The 15,255-nt window shown below is 72.8% G+C and carries 15 protein-coding genes; 14 read left to right on the top strand and 1 reads right to left on the bottom strand.

Going from position 1 to position 15,255, the window contains the following annotated elements; genetic code table 11:
* The first annotated feature begins 53 nt into the window (after positions 1-53).
* The 11 genes from ACIRJR_RS34680 (at position 54) to ACIRJR_RS34630 (ending at position 11,670) form a co-directional block, all read left to right on the top strand.
* Positions 54-2,894, top strand: a complete 2,841-nt coding sequence (locus ACIRJR_RS34680) for a DEAD/DEAH box helicase (protein WP_403788329.1) — start codon at positions 54-56, stop codon at positions 2,892-2,894.
* On the top strand, positions 2,891-4,246 hold the full coding sequence (locus ACIRJR_RS34675) for a hypothetical protein (RefSeq protein ID WP_403788327.1): 1,356 nt from the start codon (positions 2,891-2,893) through the stop codon (positions 4,244-4,246). The genes ACIRJR_RS34680 and ACIRJR_RS34675 overlap by 4 nt, the downstream gene beginning before the upstream one ends.
* Positions 4,247-4,330: 84 nt before the next feature.
* Complete coding sequence (locus ACIRJR_RS34670; protein WP_403788325.1) at positions 4,331-5,842, top strand: AMP-binding protein; 1,512 nt, start codon at positions 4,331-4,333, stop codon at positions 5,840-5,842.
* Position 5,843: 1 nt separating this feature from the next.
* Positions 5,844-6,125: a phosphopantetheine-binding protein gene (locus tag ACIRJR_RS34665; RefSeq protein ID WP_403788323.1), complete on the top strand. Its 282-nt coding sequence runs from the start codon at positions 5,844-5,846 to the stop codon at positions 6,123-6,125.
* A 2-nt stretch (positions 6,126-6,127) separates the two neighbouring features.
* The gene (locus ACIRJR_RS34660; protein WP_403788321.1) at positions 6,128-7,168 is read left to right on the top strand and encodes a hypothetical protein; all 1,041 of its coding nucleotides are present in this window, start codon (positions 6,128-6,130) and stop codon (positions 7,166-7,168) included.
* Positions 7,161-8,021, top strand: a complete 861-nt coding sequence (gene trpA / locus ACIRJR_RS34655; RefSeq protein ID WP_403788319.1) for a tryptophan synthase subunit alpha — start codon at positions 7,161-7,163, stop codon at positions 8,019-8,021. The genes ACIRJR_RS34660 and trpA overlap by 8 nt, the downstream gene beginning before the upstream one ends.
* A complete protein-coding gene (locus tag ACIRJR_RS34650) occupies positions 8,018-8,392 on the top strand; it encodes an ectoine synthase (protein ID WP_403788317.1) in 375 nt (124 codons plus the stop codon). Before trpA ends, ACIRJR_RS34650 begins: the two co-directional genes overlap by 4 nt.
* 20 nt (positions 8,393-8,412) lie before the next feature.
* Positions 8,413-9,552, top strand: coding sequence for an acyl-CoA dehydrogenase family protein (locus ACIRJR_RS34645; RefSeq protein ID WP_403788315.1), 1,140 nt, complete (start codon positions 8,413-8,415; stop codon positions 9,550-9,552).
* 38 nt (positions 9,553-9,590) lie between these two features.
* On the top strand, positions 9,591-10,271 hold the full coding sequence (locus ACIRJR_RS34640) for a transglutaminase family protein (protein ID WP_403788313.1): 681 nt from the start codon (positions 9,591-9,593) through the stop codon (positions 10,269-10,271).
* On the top strand, positions 10,271-10,969 hold the full coding sequence (locus tag ACIRJR_RS34635; RefSeq protein ID WP_403788389.1) for an N-(5'-phosphoribosyl)anthranilate isomerase: 699 nt from the start codon (positions 10,271-10,273) through the stop codon (positions 10,967-10,969). Before ACIRJR_RS34640 ends, ACIRJR_RS34635 begins: the two co-directional genes overlap by 1 nt.
* Positions 10,966-11,670, top strand: coding sequence for an indole-3-glycerol-phosphate synthase (locus ACIRJR_RS34630; RefSeq protein ID WP_403788311.1), 705 nt, complete (start codon positions 10,966-10,968; stop codon positions 11,668-11,670). The genes ACIRJR_RS34635 and ACIRJR_RS34630 overlap by 4 nt, the downstream gene beginning before the upstream one ends.
* Positions 11,671-11,674: 4 nt before the next feature.
* On the opposite strand, the gene ACIRJR_RS34625 is transcribed toward ACIRJR_RS34630, so the two are convergent.
* On the bottom strand, positions 11,675-12,319 hold the full coding sequence (locus ACIRJR_RS34625) for a hypothetical protein (RefSeq protein WP_403788309.1): 645 nt from the start codon (positions 12,317-12,319) through the stop codon (positions 11,675-11,677).
* 112 nt (positions 12,320-12,431) lie between these two features.
* On the opposite strand from ACIRJR_RS34625, the gene ACIRJR_RS34620 reads away from it, so the two are divergent.
* The 3 genes from ACIRJR_RS34620 to ACIRJR_RS34610 are packed head-to-tail and all read left to right on the top strand — an operon-like array spanning position 12,432 to position 15,242.
* Entirely contained in the window at positions 12,432-13,301 is an 870-nt protein-coding gene (locus tag ACIRJR_RS34620; RefSeq protein WP_403788307.1) for a TetR/AcrR family transcriptional regulator, read from the top strand.
* A gap of 28 nt (positions 13,302-13,329) precedes the next feature.
* Positions 13,330-14,190 (top strand): NAD(P)H-binding protein, encoded by an 861-nt coding sequence (locus ACIRJR_RS34615; RefSeq protein WP_403788305.1) that lies wholly within the window; start codon positions 13,330-13,332, stop codon positions 14,188-14,190.
* Positions 14,187-15,242 carry a zinc-binding dehydrogenase gene (locus ACIRJR_RS34610; RefSeq protein ID WP_403788303.1) on the top strand — a complete coding sequence of 352 codons (1,056 nt, stop codon included), beginning with the start codon at positions 14,187-14,189 and terminating at the stop codon, positions 15,240-15,242. Before ACIRJR_RS34615 ends, ACIRJR_RS34610 begins: the two co-directional genes overlap by 4 nt.
* The last annotated feature ends 13 nt before the right edge of the window (positions 15,243-15,255 follow it).

Here is a 15,255-nt window from a genome sequence, read left to right as displayed (position 1 = left end):
CCCGGCACGCGCACGTGGAACACACACGGAACCCAAGGGGAGCGACCCGCCCGATGACCCAGGCAGTGACGACGGCCGGACCCGACACCGAACTCGCCCGGTGCGCGGTGGTCTTCGACCCCGGGGACCCGGCCCGCACCGGACACCTCTACTTCTGGTGTCCCGACGGCGCCGAACTCCCGGACGGGACAGCGGGCGGACGGACCGAGGTCGTCCTGGCCACCGTCAAGGACGGCACGGTCGAGGTCCGTGCCGTCCCCGCCCTGCGTCTGGGCGTGGCCGACGCGCTGCCCGTGCTCGCTCACGCGGCGCGGCCCGGCACCGGCTCCCACCCGGCGGCCGCCTTCTGGGGCGCCGCCACCGTGCTCGCCCTGCATCTGGCCGCTCGCAGCCGGCTGCTGCCCGGCGTCTCACCGGGCGGGTACGACACGTGGCGGGCCGGGCCGCTGGACCCCGACGACATCACCCTTCTGCGCGAACTCGCCGCCGCCGCGCCGCCCGAGGCCCGTGCCCTGCCCCGCTCCGGCACCACCGCCCGGCTGCCCGAAGCCGAGACCCTGGTACGGGCCTTCGTCGACGCGGTCGCCGACACGCTGCCCCGCACCCCGGCCGCCGAAGCCGCTTCGGGCCGGGCCGCGTTCGCCGCCGACGCACCCCAGCACGTGCCCCAGCTGCGTGCCTGGGCCGAGGAGATCTCCGCCGGCATCGACAGCGGCGTACGGCTCTCCTTCCGCCTGGAACTGCGCACCCCGCCCGGCGAGCCGCCCACCCCGGTGCTCGTGCCCTGGGCGCACAGCCTCTCCGACCCCACCCTCGCCGGACCGGCCCGCGCCGTCCTCGACGGCAGCCTGCCGGGCTTCGGTCCGCGGGCCGTCAACGACATCGCGCAAGCGGCCCGCCGTGCCGCGGGCGTCTGGGCGCCCTTGGAGCGTCTGCTGCCGGTACCCGGTGACATCGAGCCCAGCGACGCCGAGATCGACGACCTGCTCGGCCAGGGTTCCGCCCGGCTGCGGGCCCACGGCATCGACCTGCGGTGGCCCGCCGAGGACAGCCGCGCCCTGGACGCCGTGGCGGTCGTCGGCGCGGGGCTCGCCGCGCCGGACGACCTGCGCTCCTTCTTCGGCGGAGCGGACGCCGCCGTCGGCTTCCGCTGGCAGCTCACGCTGGACGGCGAGCCCCTGGACGAGAGCGAGACCCGGCTGGTCGCCATGGCGCCCCGCCCCATCGTCCAACTGCGCGACCGCTGGCTGCTGATTCCCGCCGTCCTCGCCCGCAAGGCGCGCGAACCGGAACTCGATCCGCTCACTCCCATCGAGGCACTCGGCGCTGCCCTCACCCAGATCGCCGTGGCCGGCCGTGAGACGGTCCGCGTCGCGCCCACTCCGTGGCTGTCGGCCCTGCGCGAGCGGCTCAGCGACCCGGAGGGCGGCGGCGAACCCCTGACCCCGCCCGCCGCACTGGACGCAACCCTGCGCGACTACCAGCTGCGCGGCGTGCGCTGGCTGGACCGGATGACGTCGCTCGGTCTCGGCGGCTGCCTCGCCGACGACATGGGTCTGGGCAAGACGATCCAGCTGATCTCCTTGCACCTGCTCCGCCAGGAGCACCCCGCCACGACCGGGCCGACCCTGATCGTCTGCCCGGCCTCGCTTCTCGGCAACTGGGAGCGGGAGGTGCGCCGGTTCGCACCCGGTACGCCCACCCGGCGTTTCCACGGCGCCGGGCGCACCCTGGACGGCGCCGACGCGGGATTCGTCCTGACCACGTACGGCACCATGCGCCTGGACACCGAGCGTCTCGGCGCCCACTCCTGGGGCATGGTCGTCGCGGACGAGGCCCAGCACATCAAGAACCCCCGGTCGGGCACCGCCAAGGCGCTGCGGCTGATCCCCGCGGACGCGCGGATCGCCCTGACCGGCACCCCCGTGGAGAACAACCTCTCCGAACTGTGGGCGATCCTCGACTGGACCACGCCCGGGCTGCTCGGCCCGCACGGAGCCTTCCGGACCCGCTGGTCCAGGCCCATCGAGGCCGAGCGCGCGGTCGCCGAGGAGGACGGCGGACCGAGGCAGGACACCGCCCAGCGCCTCGCCGAGCTGGTGCGGCCCTTCCTGCTGCGCCGCCGCAAGACGGACCCCGGCATCGCACCGGAGCTCCCGCCCAAGACCGAGACGGACCGCCCGGTCACCCTCACCGCCGAACAGAGCGCCCTGTACGAGAAGCTGGTCGCCGAGGTGATGGCCGAGATCCGTGGCAGCGACGGGATCGCCCGCCGGGGCCTGGTCCTCAAGCTCCTCACCGGTCTCAAACAGATCTGCAACCACCCCGCGCAGTTCCTGAAGGAGGACGCTCCGCGGCTGTCCGGCCGCTCCGGCAAGCTCGAGCTCCTCGACGAACTGCTGGGCACCATCGTCGCGGAGAACGGCGCGGTGCTGGTCTTCACCCAGTACGTCGCCATGGCCCGGCTGCTCGAAAGGCATCTCGCGGACCGCGGCGTGCCGACGCAGCTCCTCCACGGCGGCACACCGGTGCCCAAGCGGGAGGAGATGGTCAGCCGTTTCCAGGAGGGTGCGGTGCCCGTCTTCCTGCTCTCCCTGAAGGCGGCCGGCACCGGACTGAACCTGACCCGCGCCGACCACGTCGTGCACTTCGACCGGTGGTGGAACCCCGCGGTCGAGGCGCAGGCCACCGACCGTGCCCACCGCATCGGACAGACCCGCCCGGTGCAGGTCCACCGGATGATCGCCGAGGGCACCGTGGAGGACCGCATCGCCGCCATGCTCCAGGCCAAGAAGGAGCTGGCGGACGCGGTGCTCGGTTCGGGCGAGGCCGCTCTCACCGAGCTGACCAACGACGAACTGGCCAACCTGGTCGAGCTGAGGAGCACGAGTTGAGCGGTTACGACGACGCCGGGGACGCCCGGGCCCGCGGTTTCGCGGCCTTCCCCGCGCGCAGGGGCGGCCGGGTCCGCGGCCAGAGCTGGTGGGCGGGTGCCTGGGCGGACTCGGTGGAGGACGGTCTGTTCGACGCCGACCCGCTCAAGGAGGGGCGCAGCGCGTCCCGTTCGGGCAGGCTCGGCCCCATCTCCGTGGCTCCTGGCCGGATCGCCGTCACCGTCCACGACGAGGACACGTACCAGGTCGTGATCACCCTCGCCGTTCTGGACGACGAGGAGTGGGACCTGCTGTGGGAGAAGCTCGCCGACCGGCCCGCAGAGCTGGAGGGCGTCCTTGCCGGCACCCTGCCGCCGGACTTCCTCGAGGCCGCCGAGGACGCCCGGGTGCGGATGCTGCCCGGGTACGGGGACCTGGAGGCCGAGTGCGACTGCGACTCGTTCGACCACCCGTGCGCGCACGCGGCGGCGCTGTCGTACCAGTTCGCCTGGCTGCTCGACCAGGACCCGTTCCTGCTGCTCCTGTGCCGTGGGCGGGACCGGGACGAAGCGCTGGAGGAGCTGCGGACCACCGTGCTGCTGCACGCCATGGGCGGCCTCGACGAGGAGACCGAGGAAGCCGGACCCGAGGATGACGCCGAGAACACCGATGTCACGCGCGGCTCAGCGGACGCCGGCGGCCCGACGGGCGGAAAGGGGGGCCGTGACGGCGCGGACCGCGGGGAGCAGGAGGCGGAACGGGAACTGCAGGAGGCCGCCGAGGCCTACGCCCGGTCCGTTCCGCCGCTGCCCGCCCCGCCCGGACTGCCGGACCCGGTGGACACGGACGGTCTGCCGCGTTCCGGCATCGAGGCGGACCCGCTGGAGCTGAGGGCCGCCGACGCCGCGGTACGTGCCCGTGCGCTGCTCGCGTACGCGCTCGGCCGCACCGCTGCCCCGCCCGTACCGCTGACGGCGTGGCAGGACACGGTGCGCATCGCCGCGCACGCCGACGCACGGACCCTGACCCGGCTGGCGGCGGCGAGCGGGTGCGGTGACCGGCTGCCGGCGGCCGCCGCGGCCTGGCGCCAGGGTGGGCCGGCCGGCCTGGAGGTCCTGGAGGAGACCTTCGATCCCGGAGGGCCGGCCCTCGCCCGGATCCGCACCGAGCTGGCCGCCGGCTGGGACGAGGACGAACTGGCGGCGCCACTGGTCCGGGACAACCACTGGGTCTTCGAGGACCGGGGCGTGCAACTGCGTCTGGGCCGCGACGGCCGCTGGTACCCGTACCGCCGGGAGGGTGCCGAGTGGACCCCCTGTGGCGCGCCCGGTGCCGAACCGGCCTCCGTCCTGGCGGAGTTGCTGGAGCACTGACCGCCGTACACCGCCGCTCGAACGGTTCTCCAGCCGCCGGTCCCAGGATCGGTTGCAGACCGTTCGGCCGGAGGGACTCAGGTGATGTCAGGCGCAGACAGTGCGGTGGGCGGGGGTACGCCCGCCGGCGCGTTCCTCGCGCGGGCGCGGGCGCACCCTGAAGCCACCGCCCTCGTCGACCGGGACGGTGGGACGAGCTACGGCGAACTCCGAGCCCTGGCGGGTGCCGAGCGCAGTCGTGTCGCCGCCCTCGGCCTGCCGCCAGGGGAGCCGGTGGCCGTCGAGGCCGTCAAGTCGCCCGCGACCCTGGCCCTGCTCCTCGCCTGCCAGCTGGAGCGCCGTCCGGTGCTGCTGACCTCGCAGAGCCTCGGCGTACGGGTACGGGCCGCGCTGCACGAGCAGGCCGGAGTCCGGCGGGTCCTCGCGCCCGGGACGGACGGCGGCACCACCGGTGCCGGCGAGACCGGGACGGACGGCGGCACCGGCTCCTTCGACAGTGCCCCGCTGATGCTGCTGACCACGTCCGGCTCCACCGGGACGCCCAAGATCGTCCCGCTGACGGCCACCGCGGTCATGGAGTTCACCCGATGGGCCGCCGGCCACTTCGGCATCGGCCCCGGCACCACGGTCCTCAACCACGCCCCCCTCAACTTCGACCTGTGTCTGCTGGACGTGTGGACCACCCTGGCCCACGGCGGCCGGATCGTCCTCGTCGACCCGGACCGGGCAGCTCACGGGCCGCACCTGCTCGAACAGGTCACCCGTCACCGGCCCGAGATCGTCCAGGCCGTGCCGATGTTCTACCGGCTCCTCGCCGACGCCGCGGACCGGGAGGGACGCACCCTCCCAGGTGTGCGGCACGCCGTCTTCACGGGCGACAGCATGCCCGTGCCACTGCTCGGCCGGCTTCCCGCCCTGCTGCCCGGAGCCCGCCTCAGCAACCTGTACGGCTGTACGGAGACCAACGACAGCTTCCTGCACGAAGTGACCGACCCCACCGTGCCTGCGCCCCTCGGCCGGCCGCTGCCCGGCGTGCACGCCGTCGTGGTCGCGCCCGACGGCCACGTCCTCGAGGGCGCCGGCAGCGGCGAACTGTACGTCTCCACCCCCTTCCAGAGTCACGGCTATCTCGATGCCCGCGCCCGCCCGGCCGCCTTCGTGCCCGACCCGCGCGGTACCGCCGACGGACCCCGCTTCTTCCGCAGCGGCGACCTGGTACACCGCGACGCCGACGGCCGCCACACCCTCCTGGGCCGCACCGACTTCCAGGTCAAGGTGCGCGGCGTGCGGGTCAACCCGCAGGAGGTCGAGCACGTGCTCCTCGACCACCCCGACGTCACCGAGGCCGCCGTCCTCGCCCGGCCCGACCCGGTCGCAGGCAACCTGCTGCACGCGGTGGTGCGCCGTACCCCCGGCAGCGGCCTCAACAGCCTCGCGCTGCGCGGCCATCTGGCCCGCGGACTGCCCAGGGCCGCGGTGCCCGGCACCGTACGGATCACCGACGAGCCGCTGCCGCGCACCTCCACCGGAAAGGTGGACCGCGACCGCGTGATCCCGGCCCCCGCACGAACCATCCGTCCCAGCAAGGAGAGCTGACATGTCCGACACCGACACGATTCACGACCTGAGCGCCGTCAAGAGGTTCGTGGTGGAGGAGTTCCTGCCGGACGTGAGCCCGCAGGACCTCGACGCCGACCTCGACCTCCTCGACGAAGGCGTCATCGACAGCCTCGGACTGCTCAAGGTCATCGCCTGGATCGAGTCGACGTACGACATCGACACCGACGAGATCGACCTCGACCCCGACGCCTTCCGTTCCGTCACCGCCATCGCTTCCTTCGTGACGGACGCCCTCGCGCAGCGGGCCGGGGCGGCGTAACCATGCACGACGCCCTGGTCACCCTCATCGGCGGCAGCCGACCGGTCGAACGGGACAGCTGGCGGTCCCTGTGGGACCGGCTCCACGACGGAGGACTGCGCCGGGGCGAGGCGGTGGCCCTCCTCGCCTCGCTGTCCACGACACCGCCCGAGGCCGCCACGCTGACCGCGCTGCTCGACTCGCTCGACGAACGCCGCCCTCCGTCGGCCGCCCCCTTCCGGGACACCGTCAACGTCGTCGGCACCGGCGGCGGGCCCCGCACCTTCAACATCTCCACCGCCGCGGCCCTGACCGCCGCCGCCATGGGCGCGAAGGTCGTGAAGACCGGCTCGCGCGCCTACACCAGCGGCTGCGGTTCCATGGACCTCCTCGGGCTTCTCGGCATCGGTCTCACCGGCTCCTACGAGCAGACGGCCGAGGTGCTCGAGCGCGACGGCATCGCCTTCGCCGGGACCTTCGTGTACCCCGACGAGATCGGCCTGCTCGCCCGGGCCTCGCTGCCCATGGACCTGCGCGACATCGGCCGCTTCGTCAACGTCCTGGGGCCCTTCCTGGCCGGCCTCCCGGCGGCCGCGCAGCTCACAGGCGTCTCCGACCCCAGGATGCTGCCCGCTGTCCGCAAGGCCGCCGAGCACACGGCGCGGCGTACCGGACGCACCGTGTGGCTGTGCACCAACGACCTCGGCGCGGACGAACTCCTGGGCTTCGTCCCCAACCGCGTGCGCACCTACGAGGGCGGAGGAGAGGACGAGTTCACCCTGCGGCCGCAGGCGCTGAACCTGAGTCCCGGTCATATCGGCGACCTCGCCCCGGTCACCACGGGCGGCGCCGACGTGGTCCGCCACTTCCTCGATCTGCTGCGCGGCGAGGGCGACCCTGTCGCCGAGCAGACCGTGTGCCTCAACGCCGCCGCGCTCGCCGTGGCCGGACGTCTCACCGCCGACTGGCACGCGGCCCTGGCCGCGGCCCGTGCCGCGATCCACGACGGTCGCGCCCACGCACTGGTCGAGCGGCTGCGCACCCGGGTGGTGTCCGTTGCCTGACCGCACCGGATTCTTCGCCCGGCGCCGTCCGGGGCGGCCCGGTCTCGCGGTGTTCCTCAACGCGGGCGACCCGCCCCTGGACCTGCTGCCCGACCTGCTCGCCATGCTCGACGAGAACGACGTCGACTGCCTCGAACTGGCCGTGCCCTTCCCCGACTCGGTCACCGACGGGCCCGTCGTGCGCCGGTCCGCCCGCCGCGCCCTGGCCCAGGGCGTGACCACCCGGGACGTGCTCGACGCGGTGGCCGCGGCCCGGCCCACGCTCCGCCGCCTGCGCATCGCGCTGCTCGCCGACTGGAGCCACACCGTCAAGGGCACCGGCCTGGGCGACTTCACCCGGTCGGTGGCCGACGCCGGCTGTGACGGCCTGCTCCTGCACGGGCTGCCGCCCCGGTCGCGCACCCCATACCTGGAGGCGGCCGCCCGGGCCTCCCTGCCCGCGGTCACCACCTGCTACGCCGTATCGGAACCGAGGGTGCGGGCCGAGGCCGCGGCACAGGCCTCCGCCTATCTGTACCTGGTCGCCCACTACGGCCGCAGCGGCACCGGGGCTCCCCTGGACGAGCGGCTCCTCGCCGAGGTCCTCGGCCCGCTGCAGGCCGACGCCGCCGCCCCGGTCGCCGTGGGCTTCGGCGTGCGCACCGCCGCCGACATCGCCAGGCTCGTAGGGCTCGGGGCGCAGTCTGTCGTGGTCGGCAGCGCGGGCGTCGACCGCATCGAGCGGGCCCTCACCGAACACCGCGACCCGGTCGAGGAGTTCGCGGCCTTCGTCCGGGAGCTACGCGCCGGGCCACCACCGCCGCGCATCCCGTCCACACCTGTCACCGCAACCACGAAGGGAATCTCATCATGATCGTACGCAGGCTCGAGAGCGTCGCCAGCATCGAATGGGGCAACGGCCTCAGTCGCCGCTTTCTGACCCAGTCCGACGGCGTCGGCTACTCGGTCACCGACACGGTGGTCAAGGCCGGTACCAAGTCCCGCCTGGAGTACCGCAACCACCTGGAGACCTGTTACTGCATCGAGGGCAGCGGCGAGGTGGTCGACCAGGCCGGCAACTCCCACCCGATCACCCCCGGCACCCTCTACGCCCTGGACCAGCACGACGCCCACTGGCTGATCGCCAGCCCGCACGAGGACCTGCGCCTGGTCTGCGTGTTCACACCGGCCCTGCACGGCAACGAGACGCACAACCTCGACTCGCCCGACTTCTCGCAGTACTGAGCCTCCGAGCGGACATCCCCATGATCAAGTGGAGCACCGAGCAGCAGGCCCTGCGCGACGGCCTGGCCCCCTATCTGGACGAGCTCAACTCCGGACACGTGGAACAGGACGCCGCCGCCGCCTTCCCCCACGACAAGTGGAAGCTGCTGGCCGACGCGGGCCTGATGGGCCTGCCCTTCGAGGAGCGCTACGGCGGTCTCGGCCTGTCCCTGCCCACCACCATGTACGTGCTGGAGGGGCTGGGGGAGGGCTGCCGCGACGCCGGACTGAACTTCTCCGTCTGCACCCACCTGGCAAGCACGGGGGTGCCGCTGCAGCGCTTCGGCTCGGACGCGCTCAAGGAGCGCTACCTGCCGGCCGTCTGCTCCGGTTCGCTGATCGCCGCCCACGCGATCAGTGAACCGGACAGCGGCTCCGACGCTCTCGCCATGCGCACCCGCGCCCGCCGTGACGGCGACACCTGGGTCCTCGACGGCAGCAAGTCCTTCGTCAGCAACGGCCCCGTCGCCGGCCTCTTCACGGTCTACGCCCGCACCAGCGACCGGCCGGGACCGCTCGGCTACACCGCATTCCTCGTGGAGCACGACACCCCCGGCCTGACCGTCGGCGCCCCCGTGGCCAAGATGGGTCTGCGCACCTCCCCGCTGTGCGAGCTGTTCTTCGACGGGTGCCGCGTTCCGGCCGACCGGGTCCTGGGCCGGGTCGGCGGCGGATACCTCGTCATGGAGTACGTGATGCGCTGGGAGATCCTGCTGACGTTCGTGGTGAACGCCGGTGAGATGCGCCACCGGCTCGACCGGTGCCTGGCCTACGCCAAGGAACGCGTCCAGTTCGGCCGGCCCATCGGCTCCAACCAGGCCGTCTCGCACCGGATCGTCGACCTGCGCATCGGCGTCGAGAATTCCCGCCGATGGCTCTACGACACCGGCGAGCGGATGGCGGCCGGCGAGAACGTCACCGAGGACATCGCCATCGCCAAGCTCGTCACCAGTGAGGCCAACGTGGCGTCCGCCCTGGCCGCGGTGCAGATCTTCGGCGGCAACGGCTACATGGCCGAGTACGGCATCGAGAAGGAGCTGCGCAACGCTGTCGCCGGGACCATCTACTCGGGCACCTCGGAGACCCAGCGCAACCGCATCGCCGCCCTGCTCGGCCTGTGACGCCGAGCCCCGCCACCCCGACGAAAGCAGTACGCCGCATGACTACCAACGCCCTGCGCCCCACCGAGTTCCTCGACCACGAGTCCGACGAGGTGCGCGGCTTCGTCGCCGACGCGCTTCCCACGGGCCCGGGCACGCCGACCGAGTCCGCGGTCGCGCTCTACCGGGCGGTCCGCGACGGCATCCACTACGAGGTGTACGGCGCGGACCTCTCCCGCGAGGGGCTGCGCGCCAGCCAGGTGGTGCGCACCGGGTCCGGCATGTGTCTGCACAAGTCCGTGCTGTACGCGGCCGCTCTGCGCTCGCTCGGTATCCCGGCCCGTCTCGTACTCGCCGACGTCCGCAACCACCTCGCCTCCGAGCGGCTCAAGGAGCTCGTCGGCGGGGATGTCTTCCACCACCACGGCCTCACCTCGGTCCGTCTGGAGGGCCGCTGGGTGAAGGCGACCCCGGTGTTCAACAAGAAGCTGTGCCGGCTGTACCGGATGGCGCCGCTGGAATTCGACGGCACGGCCGACAGCCTCTACCACCCGTTCGACGCCGAGGGGCGCCGGTACATGGAGTTCCTGCGCTTCCACGGTGAGTTCGACGACCTGCCCTACGAGCGGGTCCTGGCCGACCTGCGGATCGCGCACCCGCGTCTGTTCCGGTCCGGCGGTGCCGCGGCCTTCGCCGCCGGATCGCTGGAGGCCGACGCCGCGCGGACCGTGTCCGCGTGATGCTGGTCAAGGTGTGCGGCGCCACGACGGAGGAGGAGGTGCGGGCGGTGACCGGGGCCGGGGCCGACCTCGTCGGCCTGTGGTACGGGATCCCGGACGGCCCGCACGACCTGGCCGCGGACCGGTTCGCCCGGCTGGCCGGTGCCGTCCACCGGACCGGGGGCGCCGACCCGGTCCTGGTCACCTTCTGCGGCGACGCGCGGGAGCTGCTCGCGCTCGTGGCCGACGCGGGGGTGTCGTGGGTCCAGCTGCACGGCTTCCAGCCACCCTCGCTGGTACGCCGGCTGCGTCGCGACGGGCCGCCCGGACTGCGGATCGTCAAGGTCCTGCATCTGGACCCCGAAGGGAACTGCCTGCAGGGCTCGCTCGTCGCCGCGTACGAGCGGGCGGGTGCGGACTGCCTGCTGTTCGACACGGCTGCCGCCGACGGCAGGATCGGCAGCACCGGGCGCAGCGCGGACCCCGCCGCGGTGCTCCGCCTCGCGGCGCGCACCACACTGCCGTTCCTGCTCGCGGGCGGCCTCGGCGCGGGCAACCGGGACGCCTTCGGGGCCGTGCTGCGTCACCCGAGGCTGCTCGGCATCGACGTGGACTCCGCGGCCCGGGGCCCGCTCGGCACGCTGGACGCCCGGGCGGCGGGCGCGGTGGTGCACGCCTGGCGAGGCGAACGGGGCGTGCGGGGGGAGGCCGCGGCATGAGTACGGACTTCGCGGCCGCGCTGCTCCGCGCCCCACGCCCGATGATCATGGAGGTCAAATGCCAGGACGCCGACGGCCGGGAGCTGCTCGGCGGTCGTACGGTCGCCGAAATCGTCGCCGGATACGAGGCGGCGGGTGCCCCGTGCGTGTCCGTCGTCACCGGCCGGTGGTTCGGGGGCACCGAGCGGCTCCTGGCCGAGGTCGCCTCGCTGACCTCTCTCCCGCTGCTGCGCAAGGACTTCGTCACGAACCGCGGCCAGCTGCGCCGTAGCCGTGAACTCGGGGCCTCGGCCGTGCTTCTGACGGCTCGCCTGCTGGCGGCCGGCACGCTGGAGCGGCTGACGGGCCAGGCCCTGGAGCTGGGGCTGACGCCGTTCGTGGAGGTCGCCGGTGCGGCTGAGGCGGCCGCCGTGCGGTACGGCGAGGACTGCGTGGTCGCGGTCAACAACAAGGACATCGCGACGGGGGAGCGGGGTGCGGGGGATCTGGCGCGCAGCCCCGCTCTGCTGCCGGCGGTGCGGGGGACCGGGACCCGGTGCGCTGTCAGCGCCAGTGGGATCGACGGCCCGCGGACGGCTGCCGGTCTGCTGGGCGCCGGGTTCGACGGCCTGCTGATCGGTACCGGCCTGCTGACGGCCGGGAGCCTGACCGAGTGGGTCGCGGACTTCGACCGGGCCCGCGTCGGTGGGCCCGGTCGCTGACGGTTCAGGCCCCGTCGGTGCTCGCCGCCGCCTTCCTGCGGCGTGCCGCGGGCAGTTTGGCCTTGCCCCGGGCGGTGCGCCCCCACGGTTTGTAGACGGACACGACCGCGGCGGTGGTGAGCAGGGCGAACAGCGCCGGCACGCTCCACACGAGGAAGTCGCCGGACCAGCCGGGCCCTGAGGAGGAGCCGGTGTCCGCGGTGTTCTTCGCGGCCTGCGTGACGATCGGGTGGATCACGAACCAGGCGAAGATCGTCATGAAGAGGGTGATGAGCCACTTCACGATGATCCAGAAGTGCAGCATGAAGCCCCAGGCGCTGCCCCAGGACAGCAGGATCCCGCTGAGTGCGGCGAACACGCTGAACACCGTGACGGCGGTGTCGTCGAACACGTACATCGCCTTGTAGACACCCTTGGCGACGGCGGGGTCGTCGGTGGTCCAGCCCATGAGGGCGAGGACCACCATGGCCAGGGAGAGGCCGACCCAGCCGACGGAGGTGACCACGTGGACCGCGAGTGTCAGCTTCCGTGCCCTGCGGCTCAGTTCGAACTTCTTCCTGCTCTTCTTCCCTTCCTTCTCGTCACGCTTGGCGGCAGCGGCAGCGGCAGCGGCAGCGGTGGGGGTGGGGACGGACGAGGGAGCGGACAAGTCTCATGCCTCCTGTGCTTCATGGGGGTGAGGGCATAAACTCCGTATGCCATAAAGGGAAACCCTTTATACAGTACGGAGTTCTTTTCCGGGACGAGAGGATGTCACGAAAATGGCCAGAAAGAACCGTCCGGCAGACCCGGCGCGTACCCTCGCCCTGCTCTGGCGGGATCACCAGGAGCCCGCCCCCCGTACTCGGGGACCCAAGCAGCAACTGACCTTCAGCCGGATCGTGGACACCGCGATCGCAGTCGCCGACGCCGAGGGCCTGGACACGCTGGCGATGAGAAAAGTGGCCGAACCGCTAGGGGTATCGACCATGTCCCTCTACACCTACGTCCACGGACGTGCCGAACTCGTCAACTGCATGCTCGACGAAGTCCTGTCGGAGGCAGTCTCCCTGTCCGGGGTCGAGAACGACTGGAGAGCCGCCCTGGAGCTGTACGCGAACGACATCAGGGACATCGCCCGCCGCCACCCCTGGATGCCACCCCTGTTCGGATCCCGCATGCTGATGGGACCTCACGAGACCGCGCTGTGGGACGGCGTCCTGCGCGCCGTCGCCGGTACCGGTCTGACCGAGCCGGACATGCTCGCCGTCGTCAACCTCGTCAACGGCTATGTCCGCGGCGCCGTGGTCCAGGAGACCGACGCCCTGCAGGACGAACGACGTACCGGCCTGAGCCACCAGGAGTGGTTCGAGCGCAGCGGCCCGGTCCTGGAACGGCTGATCCCCTTCACGCGCTACCCGACCCTCACCCGCGTGTGGATGTCCGGGGTCTTCGAGGAACCCGGCGCGGGATTCGGCCACGACGGAGGCTTCGCCTTCGGTCTGCGCCGCGTCCTGGACGGCATCGCGGCTCACATCGCCGAACAGGCCGGTGCCGGCGGCCCGGCCCCGGTCCAGCAGCTCTCCGGGATCTCTCCAGACCGGGACCCGACTCTGTCACCACAGACCGACCGAGACGTCTCACCGAGCTGAGACCCAGGGTGACGAGGGTGGAACTGCCGTGACAGTACTGGTGACAGGCGCTACGGGATCCGTGGGCCGCCACGTGGTGGACCGGCTCATCGCGGAGAACGTGCCGGTGCGGGCCCTGACCCGCGATCCCGGCGCGGCCCGGCTGCCCGCACAGGCCGAGGTGTTCGCTGGGGACCTCACCGACCCCGCGAGCGTGGCCGAGGCCCTTCGCGGCGTCGAGAAGCTCTACCTCTTCCCGGTCCCCGAGACCGCCCGCGAGATCGTCGCCGCCGCCCGGCAGGCAGGCGTCCGGCACATCGTGGTGCTCTCCTCGTCCTCCGTCCTCGACGAGTCCGGTGACAACCACAGCGGCGAGTACCACCGCACCGTGGAGCGGGCCGTACAGGAGTCCGGCCTCACGTGGACCTTCGTCCGCCCCGACGAGTTCGCCACCAACGTCCTGTGGAAGTGGGGCCACTCCATCCGCGAGGAGGGGGCCGTCCGCGCCCCCTACGGCGACGCTCCCCGCGTCCTGATCCACGAGAAGGACATCGCCGCGGTCGCCGCCGCCGCGCTGCTGGACGACCGCCACGCCGGTCAGGCATATGTGCTCACCGGCCCCGAGGCGATCACCCAGCGCGACCAGGTCGCGGCCATCGCCGCCGCCACCGGACAGCCCGTCGCCTTCGAGGAGATCACTCCCGACCAGGCCCGCGAACAGATGGGCCAGGCCATGCCCCCGCCCGTCGTGGAGATGGTGCTCGGCTACCTCGCCGACGCCGTCGTCAACCCGCCGGCCCCGGTCGACGCAGTGGAGCGGATCACCGGCCGCCCCGCGCTGACCTTCGCCCAGTGGGCCGTCGATCACGCCGACGCCTTCGCCCCGCAGACCGCGAGGACCGCCGCATGAGCGCCCCCGCGGGAACCGAGGCGGGCCGCAGCGCCCGCACCACGGGACGAGCTGTCCGGATGACCGGCAGCGGCGAGCCCGAGCAGCACATCGAGACGTACGACGCCGACCGGCCCGCCGCCCGGCGTGGCAAGGTCGTCGTCCGGGTCGAGGCCGCCGGCGTCTCCTACGCCGAGGTGCAGATGCTCCAGCACCTGCACCCCTTCCCGCCCCGCTTCCCCTTCGTCCCGGGCTACGACGTCGTCGGCCGGATCGTCGAGGTCGGTGCCGGCGTCACCGACTGGCGGCCCGGCGACCGTGTCGCCGCCATGCCCCGCTACGGCGGCTGGCAGGAGTATGCGGAGATCCCCGCCTCCTGCCTGGCCCGGCTGCCCGAGGACCTGGACGCGGCCGAGGCCGTCGCCATGGTCACCAACGGCGTCACCGCCTGGCAGATGCTCCACCGGCTCACCGACGCCGCCCCCGGTGACACCGTGCTCGTCCACGGAGCCAGCGGCGGCGTCGGCACCGTGCTGACCCGCATCGCCGTCCACCACGGGCTGCGCGTCATCGGCACCGCCTCGCCCGCCAAGCACGACGCCGTGCGCGCCATGGGCGCCGAACCCCTCGACTACCGCACCACCGACCTGCCCGCCGCCGTCCGACGGCTCGCCCCCCAGGGCGTGACGGCCGTCTTCGACCACATCGGCGGCAGGGGACTGGACGACAGCTGGCAGGTGCTCGCTCCGGGCGGAACCCTCGTCTCGTTCGACTCCTCCGTCGCCGGCTACCGGCCCGGCCAGTGGTTCCGCCCCCACGTGCCGGCCATGCGGCGCGGCCTGACCCACGCCGCGGCCCGTCTCCTCGGCCGCACCGGCGGCCGCCGCATGCGCATGTACTACGTCAAGCCCGGAAAGAACTTCGCGGCTGATCTCGCCACGATGTACGACCTGCTCGGCCAGGGCGTCCTGCGCCCCGAGATCGCCGGCCGCCTCCCGCTCGACGAGGCCTCCCGCGCCCTGCGCGAACTCCTGGACGGCCGCGTGGTCGGCAAGTACGTCCTGATCCCCTGAGAGGAACCACCCA

Source organism: Streptomyces sp. NPDC102402 (genome assembly GCF_044765765.1).
GTDB lineage: Bacteria > Actinomycetota > Actinomycetes > Streptomycetales > Streptomycetaceae > Streptomyces.
This window is presented reverse-complemented; position numbering and strand designations above follow the sequence as displayed.

Coding starts and splice junctions, on each gene's coding strand:
- ACIRJR_RS34610 (WP_403788303.1), top strand. CDS start 14,187: ATGAGCGCCCCCGCGGGAACCGAGGCGGGCCGCAGCGCCCGCACCACG.
- ACIRJR_RS34640 (WP_403788313.1), top strand. CDS start 9,591: ATGACTACCAACGCCCTGCGCCCCACCGAGTTCCTCGACCACGAGTCC.
- ACIRJR_RS34645 (WP_403788315.1), top strand. CDS start 8,413: ATGATCAAGTGGAGCACCGAGCAGCAGGCCCTGCGCGACGGCCTGGCC.
- ACIRJR_RS34660 (WP_403788321.1), top strand. CDS start 6,128: ATGCACGACGCCCTGGTCACCCTCATCGGCGGCAGCCGACCGGTCGAA.
- ACIRJR_RS34620 (WP_403788307.1), top strand. CDS start 12,432: ATGGCCAGAAAGAACCGTCCGGCAGACCCGGCGCGTACCCTCGCCCTG.
- ACIRJR_RS34680 (WP_403788329.1), top strand. CDS start 54: ATGACCCAGGCAGTGACGACGGCCGGACCCGACACCGAACTCGCCCGG.
- ACIRJR_RS34630 (WP_403788311.1), top strand. CDS start 10,966: ATGAGTACGGACTTCGCGGCCGCGCTGCTCCGCGCCCCACGCCCGATG.
- ACIRJR_RS34635 (WP_403788389.1), top strand. CDS start 10,271: ATGCTGGTCAAGGTGTGCGGCGCCACGACGGAGGAGGAGGTGCGGGCG.
- ACIRJR_RS34665 (WP_403788323.1), top strand. CDS start 5,844: ATGTCCGACACCGACACGATTCACGACCTGAGCGCCGTCAAGAGGTTC.
- ACIRJR_RS34650 (WP_403788317.1), top strand. CDS start 8,018: ATGATCGTACGCAGGCTCGAGAGCGTCGCCAGCATCGAATGGGGCAAC.
- ACIRJR_RS34670 (WP_403788325.1), top strand. CDS start 4,331: ATGTCAGGCGCAGACAGTGCGGTGGGCGGGGGTACGCCCGCCGGCGCG.